The 25,321-nt window shown below is 61.3% G+C and carries 25 protein-coding genes; 8 read left to right on the top strand and 17 right to left on the bottom strand.

The genetic code is table 11. From position 1 onward, the window contains the following. Nucleotides 1–67: 67 nt before the first annotated feature. The 12 genes from LOY31_RS21410 to LOY31_RS21465 all read right to left on the bottom strand — a co-directional run bounded on the left by LOY31_RS21410 (nt 68) and on the right by LOY31_RS21465 (nt 11,519). Nucleotides 68–664: a nucleotidyltransferase family protein gene (locus tag LOY31_RS21410; RefSeq protein WP_221533164.1), complete on the bottom strand. Its 597-nt coding sequence runs from the start codon at nt 662–664 to the stop codon at nt 68–70. Then, complete coding sequence (locus tag LOY31_RS21415; protein ID WP_221533165.1) at nt 661–1,641, bottom strand: XdhC family protein; 981 nt, start codon at nt 1,639–1,641, stop codon at nt 661–663. Before LOY31_RS21415 ends, LOY31_RS21410 begins: the two co-directional genes overlap by 4 nt. Continuing rightward, complete coding sequence (locus LOY31_RS21420) at nt 1,641–3,962, bottom strand: xanthine dehydrogenase family protein molybdopterin-binding subunit (RefSeq protein WP_221533166.1); 2,322 nt, start codon at nt 3,960–3,962, stop codon at nt 1,641–1,643. The genes LOY31_RS21415 and LOY31_RS21420 overlap by 1 nt, the downstream gene beginning before the upstream one ends. After that, nucleotides 3,959–4,429 (bottom strand): (2Fe-2S)-binding protein, encoded by a 471-nt coding sequence (locus tag LOY31_RS21425; protein WP_007950774.1) that lies wholly within the window; start codon nt 4,427–4,429, stop codon nt 3,959–3,961. The genes LOY31_RS21420 and LOY31_RS21425 overlap by 4 nt, the downstream gene beginning before the upstream one ends. A gap of 246 nt (nt 4,430–4,675) precedes the next feature. Further along, a complete protein-coding gene (murB, locus tag LOY31_RS21430) occupies nt 4,676–5,695 on the bottom strand; it encodes a UDP-N-acetylmuramate dehydrogenase (RefSeq protein ID WP_221533167.1) in 1,020 nt (339 codons plus the stop codon). Continuing rightward, nucleotides 5,692–6,156: a low molecular weight protein-tyrosine-phosphatase gene (locus tag LOY31_RS21435; protein ID WP_221533168.1), complete on the bottom strand. Its 465-nt coding sequence runs from the start codon at nt 6,154–6,156 to the stop codon at nt 5,692–5,694. Before LOY31_RS21435 ends, murB begins: the two co-directional genes overlap by 4 nt. Next, complete coding sequence (kdsB, locus tag LOY31_RS21440) at nt 6,156–6,920, bottom strand: 3-deoxy-manno-octulosonate cytidylyltransferase (protein WP_064383500.1); 765 nt, start codon at nt 6,918–6,920, stop codon at nt 6,156–6,158. Before kdsB ends, LOY31_RS21435 begins: the two co-directional genes overlap by 1 nt. After that, a complete protein-coding gene (locus tag LOY31_RS21445; RefSeq protein ID WP_003174668.1) occupies nt 6,917–7,102 on the bottom strand; it encodes a Trm112 family protein in 186 nt (61 codons plus the stop codon). Before LOY31_RS21445 ends, kdsB begins: the two co-directional genes overlap by 4 nt. Nucleotides 7,103–7,126: 24 nt before the next feature. Beyond that, nucleotides 7,127–8,137: a tetraacyldisaccharide 4'-kinase gene (gene lpxK, locus LOY31_RS21450; protein ID WP_221533169.1), complete on the bottom strand. Its 1,011-nt coding sequence runs from the start codon at nt 8,135–8,137 to the stop codon at nt 7,127–7,129. Continuing rightward, nucleotides 8,137–8,565, bottom strand: a complete 429-nt coding sequence (locus LOY31_RS21455; RefSeq protein WP_007950767.1) for a biopolymer transporter ExbD — start codon at nt 8,563–8,565, stop codon at nt 8,137–8,139. Before LOY31_RS21455 ends, lpxK begins: the two co-directional genes overlap by 1 nt. Next, nucleotides 8,562–9,197: a MotA/TolQ/ExbB proton channel family protein gene (locus LOY31_RS21460; protein WP_007950766.1), complete on the bottom strand. Its 636-nt coding sequence runs from the start codon at nt 9,195–9,197 to the stop codon at nt 8,562–8,564. Before LOY31_RS21460 ends, LOY31_RS21455 begins: the two co-directional genes overlap by 4 nt. 78 nt (nt 9,198–9,275) lie before the next feature. Further along, nucleotides 9,276–11,519, bottom strand: coding sequence for a DNA internalization-related competence protein ComEC/Rec2 (locus LOY31_RS21465; protein ID WP_221533170.1), 2,244 nt, complete (start codon nt 11,517–11,519; stop codon nt 9,276–9,278). Between the two features lie 136 nt (nt 11,520–11,655). Here LOY31_RS21465 and LOY31_RS21470 point away from each other — a divergent pair, with 136 nt between their 5' ends. Then, on the top strand, nt 11,656–12,174 hold the full coding sequence (locus tag LOY31_RS21470) for a DUF2062 domain-containing protein (protein WP_007950764.1): 519 nt from the start codon (nt 11,656–11,658) through the stop codon (nt 12,172–12,174). 54 nt (nt 12,175–12,228) lie between these two features. Here LOY31_RS21470 and LOY31_RS21475 read toward each other — a convergent pair whose 3' ends face one another. From LOY31_RS21475 to LOY31_RS21490, 4 genes are all read right to left on the bottom strand, one after another. Continuing rightward, nucleotides 12,229–13,008 carry an ABC transporter permease gene (locus LOY31_RS21475; RefSeq protein WP_007950763.1) on the bottom strand — a complete coding sequence of 260 codons (780 nt, stop codon included), beginning with the start codon at nt 13,006–13,008 and terminating at the stop codon, nt 12,229–12,231. Beyond that, on the bottom strand, nt 13,005–13,937 hold the full coding sequence (locus LOY31_RS21480; RefSeq protein ID WP_007950762.1) for an ABC transporter ATP-binding protein: 933 nt from the start codon (nt 13,935–13,937) through the stop codon (nt 13,005–13,007). The genes LOY31_RS21475 and LOY31_RS21480 overlap by 4 nt, the downstream gene beginning before the upstream one ends. 133 nt (nt 13,938–14,070) lie before the next feature. Then, complete coding sequence (locus tag LOY31_RS21485) at nt 14,071–14,694, bottom strand: glutathione S-transferase family protein (RefSeq protein WP_085607349.1); 624 nt, start codon at nt 14,692–14,694, stop codon at nt 14,071–14,073. Between the two features lie 43 nt (nt 14,695–14,737). Further along, complete coding sequence (locus LOY31_RS21490; RefSeq protein ID WP_221533172.1) at nt 14,738–15,397, bottom strand: transglutaminase family protein; 660 nt, start codon at nt 15,395–15,397, stop codon at nt 14,738–14,740. Nucleotides 15,398–15,645: 248 nt separating this feature from the next. On the opposite strand from LOY31_RS21490, the gene LOY31_RS21495 reads away from it, so the two are divergent. Both LOY31_RS21495 and LOY31_RS21500 read left to right on the top strand, forming a co-directional pair. Continuing rightward, a complete protein-coding gene (locus tag LOY31_RS21495; RefSeq protein ID WP_221533173.1) occupies nt 15,646–18,093 on the top strand; it encodes an acyl-CoA dehydrogenase in 2,448 nt (815 codons plus the stop codon). 74 nt (nt 18,094–18,167) lie between these two features. Then, nucleotides 18,168–18,575 (top strand): PA2817 family protein, encoded by a 408-nt coding sequence (locus LOY31_RS21500; protein ID WP_007950758.1) that lies wholly within the window; start codon nt 18,168–18,170, stop codon nt 18,573–18,575. Nucleotides 18,576–18,631: 56 nt separating this feature from the next. Here the strand turns inward: LOY31_RS21500 and LOY31_RS21505 are convergent, their stop codons facing one another. Further along, nucleotides 18,632–19,627, bottom strand: coding sequence for a LysR family transcriptional regulator (locus tag LOY31_RS21505; RefSeq protein ID WP_064598590.1), 996 nt, complete (start codon nt 19,625–19,627; stop codon nt 18,632–18,634). A gap of 90 nt (nt 19,628–19,717) precedes the next feature. Between LOY31_RS21505 and LOY31_RS21510 the strand changes: the two genes are divergently transcribed. From LOY31_RS21510 to LOY31_RS21530, 5 genes are all read left to right on the top strand, one after another. Further along, on the top strand, nt 19,718–20,344 hold the full coding sequence (locus tag LOY31_RS21510) for a hypothetical protein (protein ID WP_085745073.1): 627 nt from the start codon (nt 19,718–19,720) through the stop codon (nt 20,342–20,344). Nucleotides 20,345–20,434: 90 nt separating this feature from the next. Next, the gene (locus LOY31_RS21515; protein ID WP_221533174.1) at nt 20,435–21,205 is read left to right on the top strand and encodes a 2OG-Fe(II) oxygenase; all 771 of its coding nucleotides are present in this window, start codon (nt 20,435–20,437) and stop codon (nt 21,203–21,205) included. A gap of 1 nt (nt 21,206) precedes the next feature. Beyond that, entirely contained in the window at nt 21,207–21,845 is a 639-nt protein-coding gene (locus tag LOY31_RS21520; protein WP_011335460.1) for a LysE family translocator, read from the top strand. 173 nt (nt 21,846–22,018) lie between these two features. Then, a complete protein-coding gene (gene cqsA / locus LOY31_RS21525; protein WP_221533175.1) occupies nt 22,019–23,284 on the top strand; it encodes an alpha-hydroxyketone-type quorum-sensing autoinducer synthase in 1,266 nt (421 codons plus the stop codon). Nucleotides 23,285–23,486: 202 nt separating this feature from the next. Then, entirely contained in the window at nt 23,487–25,226 is a 1,740-nt protein-coding gene (locus tag LOY31_RS21530) for a dipeptidase (RefSeq protein ID WP_258712177.1), read from the top strand. Nucleotides 25,227–25,321: the final 95 nt, after the last annotated feature.

Genomic DNA, 25,321 nt, shown 5'->3' on the forward strand with positions numbered 1-25,321 from the left:
TTTCAAAAGCCAATAAAAAGCCCCGCCTGGTAATCCAGGCGGGGCTTTTTTATGCCTCAAGGTTTTATCAGGACGGCGGAAAAACCAGCGCGTCGGGCACATCGATATCCCACAACACACCCGGATCATCCACCGCGACTTCAATCACCCGTCCTTGGGCAAACAGCGGTCGGGCGCCCCGGTCACCGGACAAGGCCATCAGCCCTGCGGCGAACGAGCGACCAAACCCGACCGGATGCCCATAGTCACCGTTCAACGTCGGTACGCTGACCGCATCCTCGGCAATCGCCGCCACGATCCGCTCAATGCTCGACGGCAGAATGAACGGCATGTCGCCCAGCACAATCAGCCAGCCATCGGCATCCGGGCAAGCCGCCACACCCGTCGCGATGCTATCGCCCATTCCCGCGGTCTCGATCGAGACAATGTCACACCCGTAAGCCTGCGCCATGCGCATCGCCTGCGGCCGCGCCTCGGTCGTCACCAGCACTCGCCGGTCGAGGCTCGCCGGCAGGTTGACCAACACCTGCTCGATCACCGAACGCACCGCGCCATCACGCCCGGTGCAATCGGCCAGCAGCTTGTCCTTGTCGGCACCCGCCACCTCGCGAAAGCGGCTGCCCTCGCCCGCCGCCAGCACAATCACTCCGATGGATCGGCTCATACACTCTCCACTGTTTTCTTCTGCTTGAGCTCGACACCATTCTTGATCGCGACGATTTCCGCCAACAGCGACAAGGCGATTTCCGCCGGGGAATGGCTGCCAATATGCAAACCGATGGGCCCGTGCAAACGGGCGATGGCCGCTTCCGACAAGCCTAGCTCAGCGAGATTTTCCCGACGCTTGATGCTGTTGACCCGCGAGCCAAGCGCACCGACATAGAACGCTTTGGAGTCGAGCGCCGTGAGCAGCGCCATGTCATCCAGCCGTGGATCGTGAGTCAGCGCGACAATCGCCGTGCGCTCATCGGTCTGGATATTCAGCACCGCCTCGTCGGGCATGCCGGGCACAAACCGCCCATGCTGCTCTTCCCAGCCATAGACGAACTCGGTACGCGGATCACAGATCAGCACTTCGAAATCCAGCAGCCGCGCCATCTCGGCCACATACCGCGACAACTGCCCGGCGCCGATCAACAGCAGGCGCCAGCGCGGGCCGTAAATGGCACGCAGGGTCTGGCCGTCGAAGCTCAAGGTGTCGGTCTTGCCGGCCGGGCGCAACACCACTTCGCCAGTGCCGATATTCAGCTCGCGCGCGACGATTTCGTGAGCCTCGCAACGGTCCAGCAACTCGGCGACCCACGCCGGATCGCCGACCCGCTCCTCGGTCAGGCGCAGGGTGCCGCCGCAAGGCAGGCCGAAGCGCGCGGCCTCTTCCTGCGTGACGCCGTAGGTGATCAACTGCACCGGCGGCCCGTTGGCGGGAATCCGCCCATCGTGCAGCCGGGCGATCAGATCGTCCTCGACGCAACCACCGGACACAGAGCCAATCACCACGCCATCCTCACGCAACGCCAGCATCGCGCCGGGCGCCCGGGGCGCGGTGCCCCAGGTCTGCACCACGCTGAACAACATCACTCGCTGCCCGGCGCGACGCCATTCGAGCACACTGCGCAGGACATTCAGATCGGCGCTGTCCATCACGCTTGCGCCTTCTGCCAGCCCTGCAACTGGTAACGCACCGGCAGGTTACGGATGCGCTGACCGGTGGCGGCGAAGATCGCGTTGCACAGCGCCGGCGCAATCGGCGGTACGCCCGGCTCACCGACACCGCCCAATGGCACCTCACCCGGCGGCGCCACCAGATGCACCGCGACTTCCTTCGGCGCCAGCGACATGCGCGCCACTTCATACATATGGAAGTTGTCTTGCTGCACCTTGCCGTCCTTGAAGCTGATTTCACCCCACACGGCGTTGCCCAGGCCCATCACACACGCGCCTTCGAACTGCGAACGGATCCGCTCGGGGTTGATCTGCGGGCCGCAATCCACGGCGATATCGGCCTTGTGCACGATCAGCGTGCCGTCGTCCTTGACCTCGACTTCGATCACCGCCGCCACGTAGGTGACGAAGCTGTAATGCACGGCCAGCCCCAGGCCACGGCCCTTGGGCAGTTGACGCCCCCAACCTGCCGCCTTGGCTGCCGTTTCCAGCACGGTACGCATGCGCCCGGTGTCGATCGGATAACGCTCGGGGGATTCGCCGTAGTTCCATTCTTCACTGAGCGTGCGCGGGTCGATCTTCCGATCCGGGCCGAGCAGCTTGATCTGGTACTTGAGCGGATCTTCCTTGGCCTTGTGCGCCAGTTCGTCGACGAAACTCTGGATCGCGAAACCATGGGGAATGTTCGACACCGAGCGATACCAGCCGACCCGCGTATGCACCGTGGCTTCAGGGTTTTCCAGGCGCACGTTGGGAATCGCGTAGGCCATGTTGGTAAAGCCCATGCCCAGCTCGAACGCAGCTTCGTGATTCATGCCCGGCGCAAACAACGCGGTTATGCTCGGCGCCACCGTGCGGTGCAGCCAGGCGGAAGGCAAGCCGTCCTTGCCCACGCCGGCCTTGAGGTATTCGGCGGACACGGTGTGGAAATACGAGTTGTGGATGTCGTCTTCCCGGGTCCACTGCACACGCACTGCTTTACCAGGAAACTCCTTGGCGAGCACGGCAGCTTCAACGACGAAGTCCGGTTTCGACTTACGGCCGAAACCACCGCCCAACAGCGTGACATTGAAGGTGACGTTATCGAACGGCAGCCCCAGGCGTTCGGCGATGCGCTCGCGGGTGACCTGCGGCGCCTGGCTGGGTGCCCATGCCTCGCAGGTGCCATCCTTGTAACGGGCGATGGCGACCATCGGCTCCATCGGCGCCTGAGCCAGATGCGGCAAGTAATAAGAGGCTTCGAGCGTGCTGGCGGCGCTGCCGATGGCCTTGTCGATGTCGCCGGTATTGCGCACCACTTTGCCCGGTTTCAGCGAAGCGGCTTCGATCTCCTTGCGATAGGCGACCGAGTCATAAGTGGCGTTCGGGCCATCGTCCCACTCGATCTTTAACGCTTCACGCCCCTTCAATGCCGCCCAGGTGTTGCTGGCCACCACGGCCACGCCACCCAAAGGCTGGAATTCCGAAGGCAATGGCCGGGGTTCGATCTGGATGACTTTGAGGACGCCCGGCACTTTCAGCGCGGCGCTGTCGTCGACCGACTTGACCTTGCCGCCGTACACCGCCGGACGCGCAATGACCGCGAACAGCATGCCGTCGAAATGCACGTCGGCTCCATATACCGCGCGGCCATTGACGATGTCGGCACCGTCGATGGCCTTGGTGCCTTCCTTGCCGATGTAGCGGAATTCCGACGGTTGCTTGAGCCGCAGGCTGTCACGGGCCGGCACTGTCAGCGCACTGGCCGCAGCGGCCAGCTCACCGTAACCCAGCTCGCGCCCGGACGGCGTGTGAATGACTTTATGCAGTTGCGCGCGGCATTCGCCGACCGGCACCTTCCACTGCGCAGCGGCGGCCTGCTCCAGCATGGTCCGGGCGGCGGCGCCGCAACGGCGCATCGGTTCGTACCAGTGACGCATGCTACGCGAGCCGTCGGTATCCTGGTTGCCGAAGCGCACTTCATCACCCGGCGCCTGCTGAACCTTGACGTGCGCCCAGTCGGCTTCCAGTTCATCGGCGACCACCATGGTCAAGCTGGTGCGCACGCCCTGACCCATTTCCGAACGGTTGCAGACCACGGTCACCGTGCCATCGGCGGCAATGCTGACGTAGACCTTCGGATCGTCGATCCAGCCGTTGGGCATGCCGTCGGCGCCGAACTGCTTCGGCTTGTCTTCGGCCAGCGCATCCTGCCAGCCCCAGCTCGCCGCCAGCACCAGCGCACCCGTGGCGCCGACGCCTTTGAGAAAGCCCCGGCGACTCAGGTTGCTCAGGGCAAAATCGTTCGGTAGACGGCTCATGCCTTGGCCTCCTTCAGGTGAGTGGATGCCTGACGGATCGCGGTCTTGATCCGGTTGTAGGTGCCGCAGCGGCAGATGTTGCCGACCATCGCTTCTTCGATCTGCTCGTCGCTCGGGTTCGGATTGGTCTTGAGCAACGCGGTGGCGGACATGATCTGCCCGCCCTGGCAGTAACCGCATTGGGCCACAGCCGTGTCGAGCCAGGCTTGCTGGACGATCTGACCGACCGGGTCGGCATGCAGGTTGTCGATGGTGGTCACGCTCTGCCCGACCACCGAACCGATCGGGGTGATGCAACTGCGCGCCGGCGCGCCGTCGATATGAATGGTGCACGCACCGCACAGGCCCATACCGCAGCCGAACTTGGTGCCGTTGTAACCGGCGACGTCACGGATCGCCCACAACAGCGGCATGTCCTCGGTGACATCGAGTGGATGGTCTTGACCATTAAGTTTCAGGGTAATCATGGGCACGCCCGCATATTCATGGAGGTTATGGGGTCGAGCCATCTGCCACCGCAGGGACGGTGGTGGTTCGCGCAGATGGGCTCAGGCTAATCAGGCTCTCTTGTACCGACGGGAACGTCTGCACCGGGCCTTTGGTGGAGCAAATGACTGGTATCGTTAGCTGGCTACGTTAACCCGCGATTAACAAAAAAGCCCTGCACTTTTTAAATAGTGCAGGGCTTTGGGTTCAGCCTTGAAAGCGTAGCCTCAATAGCGATTGGGCTCCATTTCCAGCTCGACATTGAAACGTTCTGAAATGTCTTTCTGGATGCGCTGGGCCAGATCGAGCAATTGCAGCCCGGTTGCCGCGCCGTAGTTGACCAGCACCAGCGCCTGCAATTTATGCACGCCGGCATCGGCCTCACGGAAACCTTTCCAGCCGGCGCGCTCGATCAACCAGCCGGCCGCCAGTTTCATCTGCCCGTCCGGTTGCGCGTAGGCCACCAGATCCGGATGCTGCGCCTTGATCTGTGCGACCACGGCCGCCGGCACCAGCGGGTTCTTGAAGAAGCTGCCGGCATTGCCGAGCACCGCCGGATCCGGCAGTTTCTCGCTGCGGATGCTGCAAATGGCGCGGCTGACATCCGTCGGCGTCGGCTGCTCGATGCCCTGCTCGGTCAGGCGCTGACGCACCGGGCCGTATTCAAGATGCAGATGCGCTACTCGATCCAGTGCAAAGCGCACCCGCAGGATCAGCCAACGACCCGGCTGCTGCTTGAACACGCTGTCGCGGTAGGCGAAGTTGCACTCTTCCAGACTGAAGTCGCGCAGCTCGCCGGTCTGGCGATCCAGCGCCGTCAGGCCGGCGAACACATCCTTGATCTCGACACCGTAGGCACCGATGTTCTGCATCGGTGCGGCGCCAACGGTGCCGGGGATCAGACTGAGATTCTCCAGCCCGGAAAAACCCTGCGCCAGCGTGTGCTGCACGAACGGGTGCCATGGCTCCCCAGCTTCGGCTTCGATCACCACGCGGTTGCCGTCGTCGCTGATGACGCGGATGCCACGAGTGGCCATGCGCAGCACCAGCGCCGGGATGTCCGCCGTGAGCAACAGGTTGCTGCCGCCGCCAATCACCAGCAACGGCACATCGTGGGAAGTCGCGTAAGCCAGGGCTTCGTGCACATCGGCGTCACTGTGGGCTTCGGCAAACAGCTGCGCGCGAACGTCGACGCCGAAGGTATTGAAGGGTTTCAGGGAAACCTGCGGCTGTACCTGCAAACTCATAACCGCCCCTTCACTTCGATCAACAGCTGATCGCAGGCACGTTCGATCAGATCCAGCACCTGCTCGAAGCCCTGATCGCCGTCGTAGTACGGATCCGGCACTTCGTCGACCACGCCTTCATAGCGGCGCAGGAACAGATCCAGCTCGGCCTTGCCGGTGGACGGTTGCAAGGCCTTGAGGTTGCGCAGGTTGCTGTTGTCCATGGCGAGGATCAGGTCGTAGCTGGCGAAATCGGCGCGGCTGACCTGTTGAGCGCGTTGCGCCGACAGGTCATAACCGCGCAGTTTGGCCGCAGCCTGGCTGCGCTTGTCCGGCGGATTACCGACGTGCCAGTCGCCAGTGCCGGCGGAGGCCACTTCGACCTGATCCGCCAGCCCCGCTTCACGCAACTTGTGGCGCAAAACGCCTTCGGCGGTGGGCGAACGGCAGATGTTGCCCAGGCACACGAACAGAACGCGCATCAGGCCTCCAGCAGGCGACGGACGCGCTCGAGGTCTTCGGCGGTGTCGACCCCGGTCGGCGGCGCGATCAACGCGTCAGCCACGTGAATCCGCACGCCGTGCCAGAGGGCACGCAACTGTTCGAGGGACTCGGTGTTTTCCAGCCAGCACGGACCCCAGCTCACGAAATCCTGAAGGAAGCCTGCGCGGTAGGCATAAATGCCAATGTGGCGACGATAAGGGACGCCTTCCGGCAAAACATCGCGGCTCTTGGCGAACGCATCGCGGGCCCATGGCAGGGTCGCGCGACTGAAGGTCAGCGCCAGACCGTTGAGGTCGCTGACAACCTTGACCACGTTCGGGTTGAACAGGGTTTCCACGTCTTCGATCGGCTCGGCCAGGGTGGCCATGCGCGCCTCGGTGTGGGCTGCGAGGTTGGCGGCGACCTGATCGATCACGCTCGGCGGGATCAACGGTTCGTCACCCTGCACGTTGACCACGATGGCATCAGGCTCAAGGCCCAGCTTCGCAGCCACTTCGGCCAGACGATCGGTACCGGAGTTGTGATCTTCACGGGTCAGCACCACTTCGGCGCCGAAAGCCTTGCAGGCCTCGACAATGCGCGCATCGTCGGTGGCCACGACCACACGGCTGGCGCTGCTTTTGCTGGCCTGCTCCCAGACATGCTGGATCATCGGCTTGCCGGCGATATCCAGCAGCGGTTTGCCCGGCAGGCGGGTCGAGGCATATCGCGACGGGATGACAACGGTGAAGGCAGTGGTCATTTATCCAGACGCTCGTCGGTGGTCAGGGTGCGGGCTTCGCTTTCCAGCATCACCGGGATGCCGTCGCGGATCGGGTACGCCAGGCCGGCGCCCTTGCTGATCAGTTCGGTCTTGTCGGCGCTGAGCTTGAGCGGGCCTTTGCAGATCGGGCAGGCGAGGATGTCGAGCAATTTGGTGTCCATGAACATTCCCTGGATAAAAACGGATTAAGGCAAAAGACGATCCGGCAACAGGCGCATCAACTGTGTGTCGAACCAGGCCACGAAGGCCGGCGACGGCACGGCATCGACCGCCAGGTACCACCAGTCATCGGCGGCAAAGGCACGGCACTTCACCGCGTCCTTTTCAGTCATCACCACTGGCAATGACGGCGTGAAACTCAAGGCCTGCACGCTGTATTCGGCGTGATCGGCAAACGCGTGGGGCACAGGCCGCCAGTCTAGCGCTTCGAGGGTATTGAAGAAACGTTGTGGGTTGCCGATCCCGGCCACCGCGTGCACGGCCTGACGGGGCGGAAAATGATCGAGCGGCCGGCGTTCGCCGCTGCGCAGATTGACCAGCGCCGACGGCTTGAGGTGGAAAGCGAAACCGCCGTCGCGATCTTCAAGGGCGCCGTTGAACAGCACACCGTCAACGCTTTGCAGGCGTTCGGCCGGTTCGCGCAGGGGGCCGGCGGGCAGGCAGCGCTGGTTGCCAAGGCCACGGGCGGCGTCGATCAGCACCAGTTCCAGATCCCGCGCGAGGCGGTAATGCTGCATGCCGTCATCGGACAGGATCAGGTCCAGCGGCTCGCTGTCCAGCAGGGCTCTGACGGCGGCGCAGCGATCGGGATCGATCATCAGTGGCACGCCGGTGCGCTGCACGATCAGCAAGGGTTCGTCGCCGGCGATGTCGGCAGTCTGGTCAGCTTCGACCCGCCATGGCAGTTGCGCCGGTTTGGCGCCGTAACCCCGGCTGACCACACCGACCCGCAACCCGTGACGTCGGCAGTGCTCGATCAGCCACAGGATCATCGGCGTCTTGCCGGTGCCGCCGACGGTGATGTTGCCGACCACGATCACCGGCACTGGTGACTGATAGATCTGACCTTCACCGTCGAGAAAGCGCTGACGCTTGCCAGCCACGACGCGGCGGTACAGCCACTCCAGCGGCCGCAACAGCGTCAGGGCCGGATGCCCCTGATACCACGCGGCGAGCAGACGATCGGACATGGCCATCAGGATTTGGGCGCCGCCTCGACCGTGGTCATGCGCAGATGGCTGAAACCGAGCTTGCCGGCCGCGTCCATGGCGGTGATCACGGATTGGTGCTGAGTCTTGCCGTCAGCACTGATCGACAACGGCATGTTGGTGTCGCCGTTGGCTTCTTTCTGCATGGCCTCCATCAGGGTCGCCAGATCGTTTTTCGGCAGAATCTTGTTGTTCACCGAGAACACGCCTTCGGCGCTGATGGCCACGTCCAGTTGCTTGACCTGCTGGTCCTCGGCCGGCGAGCCGCTGACCGCTTCCGGCAGGTCGACGCGCAGCTGGGTTTCGCGGGTGAAGGTGGTGGTCACGACGAAAAACAGCAACAGAATGAACACCACGTCGATCAGCGACGCGAGGTTGATGTCGATGGTTTCCCGGGGTTTGCGACGGAATTTCACGCTTTTTCCCCGGCCAGATCGACGTCACGGTCGCCCTGCACCACTTCCACCAGTTTGATCGCTTCCTGCTCCATGCCCACCACCAGTTCATCGATGCGGCGTTGCAGGAAACGGTGAAAGAACACCGCCGGAATACCGACCATCAGGCCCGCAGCGGTGGTGATCAGCGCCTTGGAAATACCGCCGGCCAGCACCGAAGCGTTGGTGGTCATGCCGGAACCGGTGAAGGCACTGAAGATGTCGATCATGCCCAGCACCGTACCCAGCAGACCGAGCAGCGGCGACATGGCAGCGATGGTGCCCAGCGCGTTGACGTAGCGTTCCAGCTCGTGGATGACCCGAGCGGCCGCTTCTTCAATGCACTCTTTCATGATCTCGCGACCATGTTTGGAGTTGGCCAGGCCCGCGGCGAGGATTTCCCCCAACGGCGAGTTGGCGCGCAATTCCTTGAGTTTTTCCTTGTTGAGCTGCTTGTCCTTGATCCAGACCCAGACCTGACCCAGCAGATGCTCAGGGGTGACGCGACTGGCGCGCAGGGTCCACAGGCGCTCGGCGACGATCGCCATGGCGGCGATGGAACTCAGAATGATCGGCAACATCATCCAGCCGCCGGATTTGACCAATTCCCACACAGTGACAGCCCCCTCGAAAAAGTGCGCCACTTTACCATACCGGTTCGCGATAAAGACGCGTCGCCCCGACGACCGTGCTCAACGGTACTCCGCCCCCGGCAACGGCGGGTCACGCCAGAAGCGGCGTTGTTGACGCATCGACCGGGCTGGCTGAAACCGCCCCAGTTGCAGATGAATGGCGCCCTGCTCGGCGCTGTCATGGATGTGTATGCCCTGTTTGCGGTAGCGGGCAATGACCGTCGGATGCGGATGGCCGAACGAATTGCCCTGCCCTCGGGAAATCAGCACGGCCTGAGGCTGCAAAGTCTTGAGCAAGGCCATCGATGAGGAGCTGCGGCTGCCGTGATGCGGGGCTTGCAGCCATTGGGTATGAACTGCCAGCGCGCTGTTGAGCAGATCCCGTTCGGCAGCGCTGTCGATGTCACCGGTCAGCAATAACCGTTCGCCATTAGCTTCGATCTGCAACACGCAGGAACGCTGGTTGCTGTCACGGGCGTCGGCCCACTGCCATAGATGAAAGGCAACGCCGTCCCACTGCCATTGCCGGCCGCTTTCACAGACCTCGGCGTTCAGCGCTTCAGGCAAACCCGGCGGATCGCCGCTGATGACCCGGCTGACCGGCAATCCTTTCGCTACGGCGAGTGCGCCACCTGCGTGATCGGCATCGGCATGGCTGAGCAGCATCAGATCGAGGTGTTCCACGCCCAGTTTGCGCAATGCCGGCAGCACCACTCGCTCACCGAGGTCGAAGTCGCCGAAACGCGGACCGCTGTCGTACAACAAGGTGTGATGCCGGGTGCGGATCAGAATCGCCAGGCCTTGGCCGACGTCCAGTTGCCACACATCCGCTGCGCCTTCGGCCAGACGTTCCCGGGGCGGAAATGCCAACACCAGCAGCAATGGCCAGCCCAAGGAACGCAAGGGAACGCCTCGGGGCAGTAATAACAACAGGGCACCAAGACCTCCCAGCGCCCAGATCCACCACTCCATCGTCGTCGGCACCCACGCTGGCCAACGCCCGGCAATCAGGGCCAGCGCCCGGAACAATCCATCGATCAGTCCACCGGCCAGCCACAGCAGCCCTTCCCCGACGTAGGGGATCGGCAGCAACAAAGTGCCCAGCAACGCCGGCGGCAACACCGCGAAACTGACCCACGGCACCGCCAGCAGATTGGCCAGTGGCCCGCTGAGACTGATCGGCAGGCTCAGCGCCACCAGCACCGGGCACAAGCCGATCGCGATCAGCCACTGCGCGCGTGTCCAGGTCTGCCACCAGCGCCACGGCCCCAGACGGCCGCCGAAGGTGAAGATCAGCACGGCGACCGCGATAAAGGACAGCCACAACCCCGGACGCAGACTGGCCAGCGGATCCATCAACAGCACACCATTGAAGGCCAGCAACAAAGGCCACCACGCACCGAGATGGCGAAATCGCAATCGCCACAGCAACACCAGCGCAACCATCACGCAGGCCCGCCGCACCGGCACGTCGAACCCGGCCAGCAGGCCGTAGCCCAGCGCCGCCGTGAATGCCAGACCGCACGCCCAGGGCAGCCAGGGCCAACGCAACGGCCAGATCCCGACCCGCGCCAGCCCGGCGACCAGCGCATACATCAACGCCGCCAACAGCCCGATGTGCTGACCGGAAATCACCAGCAGGTGCACGGTGCCGGTGTCCTGCAAGGTCTGCCAGTCTTCGCGACTGAGCCCCGAACCATCACCGAGTACCAACGCGGCCAAGGCTCCGTTACGTCCCTGGGCATCCACTGCAAGCAGGCGCTGGCGAATGCTGTCGCGCCAAGCCCACTGCGCCGGCGCCAGGCGCTCGCCATCCTTCACCGTCCCGGTGGCGCCGATGCGCTGCGCCAGCAGCCAGGCTTCGTAATCGAACGCATCCGGATTGAGCAGGCCACCGGGGCGCTTGAGCTTGACTGCCAGTCGCCAGCGTTCGCCACTTTTGACCTCAGGCCCGGCGTACCACGCCAGACGCATCAGCGACGGCAGTTTCTCGTGACGCGAGCGCGCATCGGCCAGTTCGAAGCGCACGACGCCCTCGGCATTCTGCGGCAAGCCGACGACCCGTCCTTCCACCCAGCGCGTTTCGCCATCCAGCCGGGAAGGCAGCCGGTCATTCAACGCCATCTGCGCGTTGAAACCCGCCCATGTAAATCCAAGCAGCAAAAACGCTAGTGGATAGCTGCGAAACGGCAGCAGCATCAGCGCCACCCACGGCAACACCAGCAATAACCCGACCGGCGGCAAAGCCGGCAAAAAAACCGGAGCCAGCAGACCGACCGCCAGCGCCATCATCCCTGTGCGCATAAGCCCGTCCTTGAGAGTCCCACCTTCAGGCATAGCGGTTGCGGGGCACGACCGTCGTTATCAATTGTCACAAAGTCTGAATGGGCGGTTCGTAGAATCCAGACATACTTGCCGCCTTAACCGACCGAGAAGCCTTATGCCCCGGCGCTTATTCAAACGTTACATGCCCGACCCGACGAGCATCAGGGAACACAAATCCTTACGCTTTCTCGGTACGTTGCTGCATGACCCGAACCTCTGGCACCTCAACCGACACTCGGTGGCCCGCGCCATGGCCGTTGGCCTGTTCGCCGCGTTCCTGCCGATTCCCGCGCAAATGCTGGTGGCGGCCGTCCTCGCGATCATGGTGCGCGGCAACATGCCGATTGCCGTGAGTCTGGTCTGGCTGACCAACCCGATCACCATGCCGGCGGTGTTCTTCTGCACGTATCAGGCCGGGGCCTGGCTGATGGATGTGCCCGCACGCACGCTCCCCGACGAATTGACCTGGGAATGGATCAGCGGCGAGCTCTCGACCTTGTGGCAACCGTTCCTGCTGGGTTCGGTGGTGGTCGGGCTGGCACTGGGCGCCCTCGCCTATTGTCTGGTGATGATGTACTGGCGCTGGTGGGTGGCCCGGCAATGGGCGCGGCGCAAGAAAAGACGTCAGGCGTGAATGCAAAACGGCCTCCACTGTGGGAGGCCGTTTTTCATTGCAGCATTGAAGGGATCAGGTGCGCATGCCGCGCCCGCTCACCAGCAACCGAGAACAACCGATATACAACACCACGGTCGCCACCAGCATGAAGGTGATCGCGATGCCGATGCGAATGTCCGACACACCAAGGATGCCGTAACGGAAGGCGTTGACCATGTGCAGCACCGGGTTGGCCAGCGACACGGTCTGCCAGAACGGCGGCAGCAAGGTGATCGAATAGAACACGCCACCGAGGTAGGTCAGCGGGGTCAGCACGAAGGTCGGGATGATCGAAATGTCATCGAAGTTACGTGCGAACACGGCGTTGATGAAGCCCAGCAGCGAGAAGATCGTCGCCGTCAGCACCACCACCAGCACCGTCACGCCGAGATGGTGCACCTGCAAATGGGTGAAGAACAGCGACAGGATCGTCACGATCACACCCACCATCAGGCCTCGCAGGACGCCACCGATCGTGTAACCGATCAGGATCGTGTGCGGCGACACTGGCGACACCATCAGTTCTTCGATGGAGCGCTGGAACTTGCTGCCGAAGAAACTCGACACCACGTTGCCATAGGAGTTGGTGATCACCGACATCATGATCAGCCCCGGCACAATGTACTCCATGTAGGTGAAACCACCCATGTCACCGATCTGCCGGCCGATCAGGTTACCGAAGATCACAAAGTACAGGACCATGGTGATCGCCGGCGGCAGCAGGGTCTGCGGCCAGATCCGGGTGAAGCGTCTGACTTCGCGGTAAACGATGGTGTTGAGGGCAACGAGGTTGGGGCGCAGCTCGGAACTCATACCGCCACCTTCGACAGATTTTTCTCCACCAGGGACACGAACAGCTCCTCGAGGCGATTGGTTTTATTGCGCAGGCTCAGCACTTCGATGTTCTGCAGGGCCAGTTGGCCGAACAGCGCGGTGATGCCCATGGACTTGTCGACCTGGACTTCCAGGGTATGGCCGTCCAGCAGACGCGCCGGATAACCCGCCAGTTGCGGCGCAGCACTCAGGCCGTTTTTCAGATCCAGCAGGAAGGTTTCCACATGCAGCTGGCCGAGCAACTGACGCATGCTGGTGTTCTCGACAATGGTGCCGTGGTCGATGATGCCGATGTTGCGGCACAACTGCTCAGCCTCTTCCAGATAGTGTGTGGTGAGGATGATGGTGATGCCTTTCTGGTTCAGTTCGGTGAGGAACGTCCACATCGAGCGACGCAGCTCGATGTCGACGCCGGCAGTCGGTTCATCGAGGATCAGCAGACGCGGTTCATGCACCAGCGCCCGGGCGATCATCAAACGACGCTTCATGCCGCCGGACAGCGAACGCGACGGCACATCGCGTTTGTCCCACAGGCCGAGTTGGGTCAGGTACTGCTCGGCGCGTTCCTTGGCGATCTTCGCCGGAATGCCGTAGTAACCGGCCTGGGTCACGACGATGTCGAAGGTCTTTTCGAACTGGTTGAAGTTGAATTCCTGGGGCACCACGCCGATGGAGCGTTTGAGCGCCGCCGGGTTCTTGTCCAGGTCGTGGCCAAAGATATTCACGGTGCCGCTGGTCTTGTTGACCAGGGTCGAGAGAATGCCGATGGTCGTGGATTTGCCGGCGCCGTTGGGGCCGAGCAAGGCGAAGAAGTCACCTTCGGCGACGTCCAGATCGATACCACTCAAGGCCTGGAACCCGTTGCCGTAGGTTTTGGTTAGCTGCCGGATGGACAGAGCGGAACTCATATCGGATTTACGCACCCAGTGAAGAAAAAAGGACTGATAAAAGGCCGGCGGCGAGGAAGACAACCGCAGCGCTCGAGCGCAATGGTGCTTGCCGTCGCCGCACAAGTACAGTCAAGTGTGTCGATAGTAGGTATTAAGTCAACGCGGTCATGACAGCTTTCTGATACGCCGGACGCTGCTTCAACCGCGCGTACCAGGCTTCAAGATTCGGCTGTGGCGCGCGCTCGATCGGCATCTCGAACCAGGCGTAAATGAAACTGCCGAGCGGGATATCGCCCATGCCGATTTCATTGCCGGACAGATACGGCTGGTGCTTCAGCGCCTGATCGGCCATCGCCAGCAAACCATCACATTCCTTGATCGCCGCATGGATTGACGGCCAGTCCTGCTTGTCTGCCGGGGTACGCAGAACGCCCCAGAACACCGTGCGAAACGGTCCTGCAAAACTGGAAGTCGTCCAGTCCATCCACTTGTCAGCGGTGGCGCGGGTCTGCGGATCCGCCGGGTACCACGAAGTATCAGCCGCATGTTTTGCCAGCAGGTAACGCACGATGGCATTCGATTCCCACAACACAAAACCATCGTCCTGAATCACCGGCACCCGCCCGTTCGGGTTCATGGCCCGGTACTCCGGCGTGTCGACCACACCAAACGCGCCACCGGCATCGATGGCCTCGTAGGCCAGTCCGAGCTCTTCGGCAGCCCACAACGGCTTTCTGACATTCGACGAATTCTTGCGACCCCAGATCTTCAGCATGACCGCCTCTTTTCCAGTAAATGGGCAGGCAGCATACGCCGGATCAGAGGCTGCCGACATCACCGCGCATGTCACCGGACAGTGGCTTCTGCTGATCGTTGAACAGGTGCGGATAACATTTCTGCAGATGTTCGAAGAAAAAAGATTCCGGTACATCGGCGAACTGGCCGTGATCGACCAGGTACTCCATCAGCAGCGCGCCATCGCTGTTGTACGGGTGGAAAACGCTGTCGTTTACGCCATCGAATTCCAGCGGCGCAACGTTGAACATTTCGCAGAGCTTCTGGTTGAACGCGGGTGTGGCTTTCACCCAGCGATCATTGAGAAACAGCTCGGTATAACCATGCATGGCGAACACTTCGCTTCTCAGCAGTTCAAGCAGACGCGGCGTCGACAGATGATTTTTCACATCCGCCAGACCGATGCGTGCGGGGATCCCGCAATGGCGCGCGCAACCGGCGAGCAACGTGGCCTTGGGCACGCAATAACTCTCACCCGCCGCCAGCGCGTAGCTGCCGCGCAAGGTCTGCGGGTCGCGGCTGAAGGTGTACATGTTGTAACGCACCGCCTCGCGCACGGCGTAATAAAGACGGATCGCCTGCGCGAGCGGATCGCGGCTGGCACCACGGTGCTGCTCGGCGAACTCCACCACCGAGGGGTGGTCACTATCGATGAAGCGGCCGGGGCTCAGATACTCGTGCATGACGACATTCTCCTGATTGAGCCCCGAGTCTAGCGAGAGGTTCAGCACAGAGATAACGACGTTTCGGCCAAACATGCACGCAAAGACGCGGAAGCGGCGAACGATTTCCCACGCGTGTTGCCCACCGAACCTACAAAAGACATCCGGGGTTTCCCACGATTTCAATCACCTTGCTCTGACCGCCCCGTTTTGCAGATGCCGTCTAAGCTCTGGTGGGTCGGTTCGCCCTGGTTCACGGAGGATTAAATATGCTGTTGTTGTGGATACTGGTTCTGATCGTCGGCGTGGCGTATCTGGCCCACCGGCGCATCGCCCCGCTGCCGGCACTGGGCATCGTTGCCGCTTACCTGTTGGCGATGGGGATTTTCAGCCACGCACCGGGCTGGTTGCTGCTGATTTTCTGGGTCGTGCTGGCCCTGGTGGCCGCCCCGCTGCTGTTGCCTGACCTGCGCCGCAAACACTTCACCGCGCCGCTGTTCAGCTGGTTCCAGAAAACCCTGCCACCGATGTCGCAGACCGAACGCGACGCGATCGATGCCGGCACGGTGTGGTGGGACGGCGAACTGTTCAGCGGCCGTCCGGACTGGGACAAGCTGCTGTCCTATCCCAAGGTGCAACTGAGCGAAGAGGAACAGGCGTTCATCGACGGCCCGACCGAAGAACTCTGCGCGATGGTCACCGACTGGCAGATCGGCCAGTCGATGGATCTGCCGCCCGAAGCCTGGACTCACATCAAGGAACACGGTTTCTTCGCCCTGATCATTCCCAAGGAGTTCGGCGGCAAGGGTTTCTCCGCCTACGCCCACTCCCAGGTGGCGATGAAACTGGCGACCCGCAGCGGCGACCTGGCCTCCACCGTGATGGTGCCCAACTCCCTCGGCCCGGCCGAACTGCTGCTGCATTACGGCACCGACGAACAACGTAATCACTACCTGCCACGGCTGGCCCGGGGCGACGACATTCCGTGCTTTGCGCTGACCGGTCCGCTCGCTGGTTCAGACGCGGGTGCGATGCCCGACACCGGTATCATCTGCAAAGGCGAATGGGAAGGTCAGGAAACCCTCGGCCTGCGCCTGAACTGGGAAAAACGCTACATCACCCTCGGCCCGGTCGCGACTTTGCTCGGCCTCGCCTTCAAGGCCTATGACCCGGATCATCTGCTCGGCGACAAGGAAGACCTCGGCATCAGTCTCGCGCTGATTCCGACCGACACTCCCGGCGTGGAAATCGGTCGCCGCCACCTGCCGCTGGGCGCGGCGTTCATGAACGGCCCCAACTCCGGCAAGGACGTGTTCATCCCGCTGGACTTCCTCATCGGCGGCCAGGACATGCTCGGCAAAGGCTGGATGATGCTGATGAACTGCCTGTCGGTCGGGCGTTCGATCTCGCTGCCGGCGGTGGGCACCGGCGCGGCCAAGTTCACCAGTCTGGTGACCGGGCAGTACGCGCAGATTCGTGAGCAGTTCAACGTGCCACTCTCAGCGTTCGAAGGCATTCAGGAAGCCATGGCGCGGATCGGCGGCAATGCCTGGATGATGGACGCTGCGCGGATGCTGACCGCCAATGCGGTGGATCTGGGCGAGAAGCCCTCGGTGCTGTCGGCGATCCTCAAATACCACCTCACCGAACGCGGTCGCGAGTGCATCAGCCACGCCATGGACGTGCATGGCGGCAAGGCGATCATCATGGGCCCGAACAACTATCTGGGTCGCAGCTGGAACGGCGCGCCGATCTTCATCACCGTGGAAGGCGCCAACATTCTTTCGCGCAACCTGATGATCTTTGGTCAGGGCGCAATCCGCTGTCATCCGTTCGTGCTCAAGGAAATGGCCCTCGCCGGTCGCGAGGACAAGGATCAGGCACTCAAGGAATTCGACGGCCTGCTGCTCAAGCACATCGGATTTGCCGTGAGCAACGCCGCCAGTACTCTGGTGCTGAACCTCGGTTTCGGTCATTTCGAACATGCGCCGGGAGACAAGCTCAGCCAGGGTTATTTCCGTGCGCTCAACCGTCAGGCTGCCGCGTTTGCCATGCTCGCCGACCTGAGCATGATGCTGCTGGGCGGCGAACTGAAACGCCGCGAGCGTCTGTCGGCGCGTCTGGGTGACGTACTGAGCAACTTGTATCTGGCATCCGCAGCGCTCAAGCGTTATCACGACCTCGATTCCCCGGCGTACATGGAACCGCTGTTCCGATGGGCCATGGAAGAAAGCCTCGGCCAGTCGGAAAAAGCGCTGGATGAACTGCTGACCAACTTCCCGAACCGGGTCTTCGGCTGCCTGCTGCGAGTGATCGTGTTCCCGTTCGGTCGCCGTCACAAAGGCCCGTCGGACAAACTCGGTGCCGAAGTGGCTGCGGTCATCGGCCGGGCCAAGGGCGATCCGGCGCTGGAAGAACTGCTTGCCGGCTGCTATCGCCCGCAATCGGCAGACGATGCGGTCGGTGCGCTGCAACATGCCTGCGATCAACTGAATGCAGCGCAACCGTTGCACAAGAAACTGCACACCTCGCTCAAGAGCGGTCAGGTCAAACCGGTCGCCGGCGAACACGCCATCGATGCGGCGCTGGAGGCCGGGGTGTTGCAGGCCGTGGAAGCCCAGACCTTGCGTGATGCCGAAGCGGCGCGGCGCAAGGTGATCGATGTCGATGATTTCGACAAGGAGCAACTGCAACCGGCGGACGGCAAAATCCGCTGATCCCTTCAATCAGTGAAAAACGGGCGCAGGGGCTTTATACTCCCGCGCCCGTTTTGCTCTTGAGGACTTATCTCGTGTCCAACGTCGTTGCCGATCATCTGGTTTTGCTCGACCACCTGCGCAGTATCCTGGTCGCCGTAGGTGAGGCCGATCAGGTTCCCGAAGAAAGCCATGCCCTGTTCCTGGAGCGTTTCGACGAACTGCTGGCGTCACTGCCGATCGAGCCGATCGAAAGCCAATACCTGGGGCAGGACATCCTGACTCAAGTGATTACCCGTTACCCGCAAATTGCCCACCTGATCCCGCGGGATCTGCTGTGGTTCTTCGCCGGCGACTGCCTGCATTACCTGTCCGACGAAGAAATCGACATGTATCAGGCGCTGGAAGAACGCCGCTACGAAGCCGAACAGAACGACGAACCGTTCGACTGGAACCAGGAAAAACAGCTGCTGGCGATGTCCGCCCAGGACAGCAAGCACTGATTTTCACCCAATAAAAAAGGCCCGCATGGTGATCCATGCGGGCCTTTTTTATTGGGTCAGAGCAACCCTTCACTCTCGGGCAATTCGTACTCGGCCAACGGTTTTGAACCGCCGGACTTTCCCGGCTTGCTCAAAGTCGGCTCTTTCTCCAGGCACTCCACCAGATAGTCGATGAACACCCGCAGCTTCGGCGGCAGATAGCGCGTCGGCGAGTGCAACAACCACAGTCCGCCGTGGTAGGACGCCAGGAACGTCCAGTCCGGCAGGACCTGCACGATCAGCCCCTGCTCCAGGGCATAACGCGCGGTGAAATACGGCAGGCTGCCAATGCCGATGTGCTGCAACACGGCGCCCAGACGCACGCCGGTGTGGTTGGCGGCATACCGCCCGCGCACGCCGACGGTGACGGCCTTCGTGCCTTTCTTGAATTTCCATCGCGCATCACTCGGGGTTTCGCCCAGATAAATGCAACTGTGGTTGAGCAAGTCGTGGGGATGAGTTGGCGTCCCGTGTTCGGCCAGATACTGCGGCGTCGCGCAGAGCAAATGGTCGATGGTCAGCAGTTGTCGTCCGACCAGTCCGGCCGGTGGACGATCCGTGATGCGAATGGCCAGGTCGACATGATCGTCGATCAGATCGACCTGGCGGTCTTCCAGCAACAGCTCAACATCGACCTTCGGATAGCGCCGCAGAAACTCCGGCATGTGCGGATGAATCACGAAGCGCCCTACCGCTTTCGGCACGCTGACCCGGACCAGACCTTCGGCTTCGTGGGTGAACTGGCCGCTGATCTCCATCACCGACTTCGCCGCGCTGACCATTTCCTGGCAGCGCTTGAACACTTCTTCTCCGCCATCGCTCAAGCGCAGTTTGCGCGTGGTGCGTTGCAGCAGCCGTGTGGCCAGCGCCTTCTCCAGCCGGGAAATACTGCGGCTGACTGCCGAGGGTGACGAACCCAATTGGCGAGCGGCTTCGGAGAAGCTGCCGGTCTCGACGACCTTGACGAAAATCGCCATTTCACCGAGCAGCGGCAGCGGTAGATTTATGCTCACGGCGCAACAGTCCTTTGATGTTTGAACGGATTATCACGTTATTGCACGATTCATATAATTAAAAAAGAAACTTTAATAAGGGCATGGAATATGACGCTTCGCCTCTTTTTCCATAGTGATGACCTCAAGGCCAATGTGGAAGTCCTCGACTGCACGCCCCACGAGAACGAATTCGCCGTTGTGTTGCGCGCCACGCTTTTTCACCCTCAGGGCGGTGGCCAACCCTGTGATACCGGCTGGATTGGCGACAGCCAGGTTCTTCGCGTCGTCCAGGAACCGGACCGGATCATTCATTTCGTCGATCAACCGGTGCCGCTGGGCATGACCCAGATTCGCGTCGACGAAGAACGCCGCCGCTTCAACACCCGCATGCACTCTGCCGGGCATTTGATCGGCCACTTTGTCCAGGCCATGGGCTGGATGCCGATCAAGGCCCATCACTGGCCGGACGAAGGCCGTGTGCAATTCAAGCCCGGAGATTCGGCTCAGGAAGTCGATGCACAAGTCGTTCAATACGGCATCGGCCAGTGGATCGAACACGATCTGCCACGTCTGACGTCCCTGCGCGAAGGCGCGCGGGAAATCGGTTTCGGTGAACTGCCAGCCTATGGCTGCGGTGGCACCCATGTACGCAGCCTGAAGGATCTGGGCACAGTCACGATCGCGTCCCTTTCGCAGAAGAAAGGCACGTTGTCCGTCCACTACAGCGTGGATTGAGGATTTCGGGCGCTGCCAGATGCAGCGTCCGACGCCGGGGGAACCGCGTTCGCCGGTTCCGTTGACTATTCGATAGATGGACCTGAAACCATGATGCTTGACGTCGAGCGTCTCGATGAGACGTGCATAAAAAAACTGGCCAACGAAGAAGTCCTCGCCATCCGCGTCAAGGGCTTTCTGCCCCAGGCGCAGGCGATCCAGATTGGCGACAAGATCCTCGCCCCCGGCTTCGAGGGCTACATCAACGCGCCCAGTATCGGTCGCATCGGCATGGCGTTCTACGAGGCGGAAAACCAGCCGCTGCTGATCGAAGACTACTTCGAGCGCGCCACCAGCAACATCGCCGAACTGCGCAACCGCTGCGCGCCCTACTCGTCGCCGGTCGACACCCTGCGCTGCATGCTCGACGAATCCTGGCCGGCGGGTGCCCATCTGGAAAACCTCTACGGTCGCAAGATGTATGTCGGCCTGTCCCGAGTGGTGAAACCGGGCGTGTGCTTTCTGGCCCATCACGACATCTTCGCCAAGGACGCCCCGGAGAGTTTCCAGGCCCGCAGTCTGGAGGCGCAGTTCGCCTGCAACGTCTACCTCAACATGCCGACCGAGGGCGGCGCGTTGCAGATGTGGGAAGACGACATTTCCCCGGACCAGTTCGATGAAATGCGCGGCGACAGCTACGGCATCGACCCGGCACTGCTCGGCCCGCCCGCCCTCGAAGTACGCCCGGAGCCGGGGGATTTCATCATGTTCAATTCGCGTCGCATGCACTCGGTAACGCCGGGCGTGGCCGATCCGCGCTTGAGCCTTTCGTTTTTTGTCGGCTATCGCGGCAATGCTTCACCCCTGACTTTCTGGAGCTGAAATGACATCGAATTACCTGGGCGAGTTTCTGGCGCTGGCCACCATCCACTTTCTGGCCGTGGTCGCTCCCGGCCCGGACTTCGCCGTGACCATCCGCCAGAGTGTACGTTTCGGCCGCTTGGTCGGCATCTGCACGGCATTGGGCATCGGCGCGGGAATTTCCGTGCACGTGCTGTACACCCTGCTGGGCGTCGGCGCCTTGATGCACACCACGCCCTGGCTGCTGACCGTCGCCAAAGTGGTCGGCGGCGCTTACATCCTTTACCTGGGCGTCAGCCTGATCCGCAGTAAACCCAAGACGACAATGGAAGGCGAAAAAACCAGCGACGAACCGCTGGTCGAGCAATCGCTGTTCAAGGCGTTTTCCACCGGTTTCCTGACCAACGCCACCAACCCCAAGGCCACGCTGTTTTTCCTGGCGATCTTCACCACGATCATCAGCGCCAGCACACCGCTGCAAATCCAGGCCCTGTACGGATTGTGGATGTGCGGGGTGAATGCGTTGTGGTTCGTGATCGTCGCGCTGTTCTTTTCCAGCAGCAAAGTGCGCGTGCTGTTCATGCGCATGGGCCACTGGTTCGAGCGCAGCATGGGGGTGATTCTGATCCTGTTTGCCGGGCGTCTGGTGTTGTCGATGTAAACCACCCACCAAAAAAAGGCTCGCACAGTCGGACTGGCGAGCCTTGTTTAATGAAGTCATTCGTCGGTTTTCTTCGCAGACTGTCAACTCTGACAGTAGCCGGAAAAGCGGATAAGGCATGTAGTTCGATCCACGGGGTACTCCCGCAGCCCCGTGCTGATAGGAACGCCATCATGCCGATTCATGAGCCATCCGTTCATTCTCCAAGCGAATCCGTTCATGCGGATCTGCCAGGCTTCGTGCAAAAACGAATCGAACGCCACACCATCGGTCGCGTTCAACAGCGCTGGGCGGGTCAGCACTTGTTGCGAGGTATACAGCCCTCACCCGGCGCGCTGCACCTGTCGAGCAACGACTACCTGAGTCTGACTAGCGAACATCATTTGATAGAGGCCCAGGCACAAGCCGTTCTCCAGGCTCGTCATCAATTGCTGATGTCGGCCGTTTTCCTTCATGGTGATACGCCCACGGCCCGACTGGAACAGCGATTGGCCCGATTCATGGGGGCCCGGAACGCTATTCTCTGCCAGTCAGGTTGGGCTGCCAACGTCGGGTTATTGCAGGCAATCGCCAGCGAGGATCATCCGGTCTATCTGGACATGAACGCCCATATGTCGCTTTGGCAAGGCGCACAGGCTGCGCGGGCGCGTCCGATTCCCTTCATCCATAACGATGCCGAGCATGCAGAACGGCAAATCAAAAAGAATGGGCAAGGGGTGATTGTCGTCGATGCGGTCTACAGCACCAACGGCAGCCTTTGTCCCCTGAAGGACTTTGCCGCTCTTGCCAAGCGCCGTGACTGCGTGCTGCTCGTCGACGAATCCCATTCTCTTGGCACACACGGCCCTGAGGGTGCAGGACTGGTTGCTCAGGAGCATTTATCTGGGAAAGTACACTTCCAGACCGCCAGCCTGGCCAAGGCGTTCGCCGGGCGTGCAGGACTGATCACTTGCCCGGATTCGTTCAAGGATTACTTCGCCACGGAGTCCTACCTCGCCATTTTCAGCTCCAGCCTGCGGGATAATGAATTGAGCTGGTTTGAACGCGCAGCGGACTTTCTGCAACACGCCGATGAACGACGAGACCGACTGCGCGCAGTCTCCCGCCTGGTCCGGACAGCCCTTGTGCAATTGGGCTATGACGTCAGCGCCGGCACGGAACAGATCATTGCATTACAGCCTGGACGAGAACTGCTCACGCTTCGGTTGCGCGATGCCTTACAGGCTCGCGGTATTTTTGGATCGGTTTTCTGCGCGCCGGCCACTGCGCTCAATCGCTCCCTGATGCGTTTCTCAATGAATTCGGAACTCACCGGGAAAGATGTCGAACGACTTGTCGGCGCCTGCGCCGAAATCAGGGATGAGGTCAGGTTGAAGGACTGGAAATGCGCCAGTTCGGCCGGGCATAGATCACCCATGACAGATCTGGAAAGTGACTGAAAATTTTCCATATTGACTGTCGGTCCCGTCCTAGACACTTCCAGCCGGCCTTTTTCGATTCTGCGCCGCTTTTGCATTTCTGTGCGACGCGTCCCACTTCGGGGGCTCCCCTATCACTCGCTGGTGGTGTTAGTTTGCGAAACCGTCTGACGCTTCCATCAGACACCTCCTACTCACTGCCTGCAAAGGAATGCCCTTAGCAATGGACTTTTCACTCAAGCAACTGGCCGCGTCGACGTTGATTCTGGCCAGCCTTTCGTCCGTCACACTGCCAGCCCACGCCAACCTTACCGAGCAGCAGAGTGCGACCATCCTCAAGACATTCAATGAGGCGAAGGTCAGCGACTTCAGAGCGTTTCTCGGCGATCTGGCCAAGAACGACCTGAGCAAGACCGACGATCTGCGTCCAGCCATCAGCGCCTTCCTCGACAACAAGACGCTGACCGCCGAACAACAGAACGAGATCCATCGCCTGCTCGGCCTCTACACCCGCGTGAAGTACGGCAAAGCTGCGCTGGAAACCCTGCGCGAACTGGTGGAAATCCCGACCTTCCGCAAGGACGGTGTCGATCAGCACGACAACCCCGAATTCATCAAGATCGCTGCCAAGATCAAAGCTCTGGCTGAGTCCTTCGGCCTGAACTACCGCAACATCGACAACCGCGTTTACGAAATCTCCCTCGACGGCAGCGGCAAGGATGTCGTCGGCATTCATGCTCACGCCGACGTGGTGCCGGTAACGCCGGAGAACTGGGTGCTGAAGGACGGCACCAAACTTGATCCGTTCAAGGTCACGCTGATCGGTGACCGCATGTACGGCCGTGGCACCGAGGACGACAAGAACGGCATCGTCGTGACGCTGTATGCCATGAAGGTGATCAAGGAAGAGAAACTGCCACTGGCGCGCAATTTCAAACTGCTGGTGGATACCACCGAAGAAACCACCGGTGACGCGATTCCTTACTACTTCGAACGCAACCCGACGCCGGAGTACAACCTGGCACTGGACGGTGGCTACCCGGTGGTGATTGCCGAGAAAGGCTACGGCACCGTCATGGCCAAGTTCGCCAAGCGCAAGGCCGAGGGCAAAGGCGCGGAAATCACTTCGATGACCGGTGGCCTGGCGACCAACCAGATTCCATCAGTTTCGGTCGTCACCCTGGTGACTGACAAACCTGCCGACCTGGCGGCCAGCCTGCAAAAGGCCGGCGCTGAATACGCCAAGCGCAATGGCGGCGATTTCGAAGTGAACGCCAAGGTCGATGGCAAAGACGTCAAACTCACCGTCACCGGTGTTTCCGCGCACTCGTCCGAGCCTGAATCCGGCGTCAACCCGGTCGCCCGCATGCTCGACTTCATTCACAGCGTGGACGGCAAAATCGCCTTCAAGCACAACCACATCACCGACGCTGCGCACTACGCCGCCGACAACTGGGGCCTGGATTACAAGGGCAGCAAGCTGGGCGTCGGTTTCGCCGATGACTTTATGGGCCCGCTGACCACTTCCCTGACCTACGTTGGCATGGACGAAAAAACCTTCAAACTCGCAGTCAACCTGCGCGTGCCGAAGGGCAAATCGCCGGAAGTGCTCAAGACCGAGATCGCCGACAAACTGGCAGCCTGGAGCAAGAAAAACCATGTTGCGGTGAACTTCGACTATTCGATCGCCGAACCGATGTACCGCAACCCTGAAGGCGAGTGGGTCAAGGCACTGTTGGCCGTGGCCACCGAGAATCTGGGCATGAAACACGAATTCGGCACCTCGGCCGGCGCCACCTCGGTGCATGAACTGCCGAACGGCGTGCAATTCGGCCTGGCACGACCGGAGGTCAAGTACACCGGTCACACCGACGGCGAGTTCAAGACCGTTGACCAGTTCCTGCTGGACCTGCAGATCGTCACCGAAATGATGGGACGCATCGGGCAATTGCCGAAGCTCTGATCGCGTATCGGGCCTGCCACATTGGCGGGCCCACAAAAAAAGGACCTCGCGGTCCTTTTTTATTGCGCGACAAAAAACGCACAAACAAAAACGCC

It is taken from the genome of Pseudomonas sp. B21-021 (assembly GCF_024749205.1).
Taxonomy (GTDB): domain Bacteria; phylum Pseudomonadota; class Gammaproteobacteria; order Pseudomonadales; family Pseudomonadaceae; genus Aquipseudomonas; species Aquipseudomonas paraglycinae.

Coding starts and splice junctions, on each gene's coding strand:
- LOY31_RS21515 (WP_221533174.1), top strand. CDS start 20,435: ATGATGCTTGACGTCGAGCGTCTCGATGAGACGTGCATAAAAAAACTG.
- LOY31_RS21425 (WP_007950774.1), bottom strand. CDS start 4,429: ATGATTACCCTGAAACTTAATGGTCAAGACCATCCACTCGATGTCACC.
- LOY31_RS21470 (WP_007950764.1), top strand. CDS start 11,656: ATGCCCCGGCGCTTATTCAAACGTTACATGCCCGACCCGACGAGCATC.
- LOY31_RS21510 (WP_085745073.1), top strand. CDS start 19,718: ATGACGCTTCGCCTCTTTTTCCATAGTGATGACCTCAAGGCCAATGTG.
- LOY31_RS21435 (WP_221533168.1), bottom strand. CDS start 6,156: ATGCGCGTTCTGTTCGTGTGCCTGGGCAACATCTGCCGTTCGCCCACC.
- LOY31_RS21475 (WP_007950763.1), bottom strand. CDS start 13,008: ATGAGTTCCGAGCTGCGCCCCAACCTCGTTGCCCTCAACACCATCGTT.
- LOY31_RS21490 (WP_221533172.1), bottom strand. CDS start 15,397: ATGCACGAGTATCTGAGCCCCGGCCGCTTCATCGATAGTGACCACCCC.
- lpxK (WP_221533169.1), bottom strand. CDS start 8,137: ATGGCCATGTCCGATCGTCTGCTCGCCGCGTGGTATCAGGGGCATCCG.
- LOY31_RS21445 (WP_003174668.1), bottom strand. CDS start 7,102: ATGGACACCAAATTGCTCGACATCCTCGCCTGCCCGATCTGCAAAGGC.
- LOY31_RS21520 (WP_011335460.1), top strand. CDS start 21,207: ATGACATCGAATTACCTGGGCGAGTTTCTGGCGCTGGCCACCATCCAC.
- LOY31_RS21480 (WP_007950762.1), bottom strand. CDS start 13,937: ATGAGTTCCGCTCTGTCCATCCGGCAGCTAACCAAAACCTACGGCAAC.
- LOY31_RS21530 (WP_258712177.1), top strand. CDS start 23,487: ATGGACTTTTCACTCAAGCAACTGGCCGCGTCGACGTTGATTCTGGCC.
- kdsB (WP_064383500.1), bottom strand. CDS start 6,920: ATGACCACTGCCTTCACCGTTGTCATCCCGTCGCGATATGCCTCGACC.
- cqsA (WP_221533175.1), top strand. CDS start 22,019: ATGCCGATTCATGAGCCATCCGTTCATTCTCCAAGCGAATCCGTTCAT.
- LOY31_RS21415 (WP_221533165.1), bottom strand. CDS start 1,641: ATGGACAGCGCCGATCTGAATGTCCTGCGCAGTGTGCTCGAATGGCGT.
- LOY31_RS21485 (WP_085607349.1), bottom strand. CDS start 14,694: ATGCTGAAGATCTGGGGTCGCAAGAATTCGTCGAATGTCAGAAAGCCG.
- LOY31_RS21420 (WP_221533166.1), bottom strand. CDS start 3,962: ATGAGCCGTCTACCGAACGATTTTGCCCTGAGCAACCTGAGTCGCCGG.
- LOY31_RS21465 (WP_221533170.1), bottom strand. CDS start 11,519: ATGCGCACAGGGATGATGGCGCTGGCGGTCGGTCTGCTGGCTCCGGTT.
- LOY31_RS21410 (WP_221533164.1), bottom strand. CDS start 664: ATGAGCCGATCCATCGGAGTGATTGTGCTGGCGGCGGGCGAGGGCAGC.
- LOY31_RS21495 (WP_221533173.1), top strand. CDS start 15,646: ATGCTGTTGTTGTGGATACTGGTTCTGATCGTCGGCGTGGCGTATCTG.
- murB (WP_221533167.1), bottom strand. CDS start 5,695: ATGAGTTTGCAGGTACAGCCGCAGGTTTCCCTGAAACCCTTCAATACC.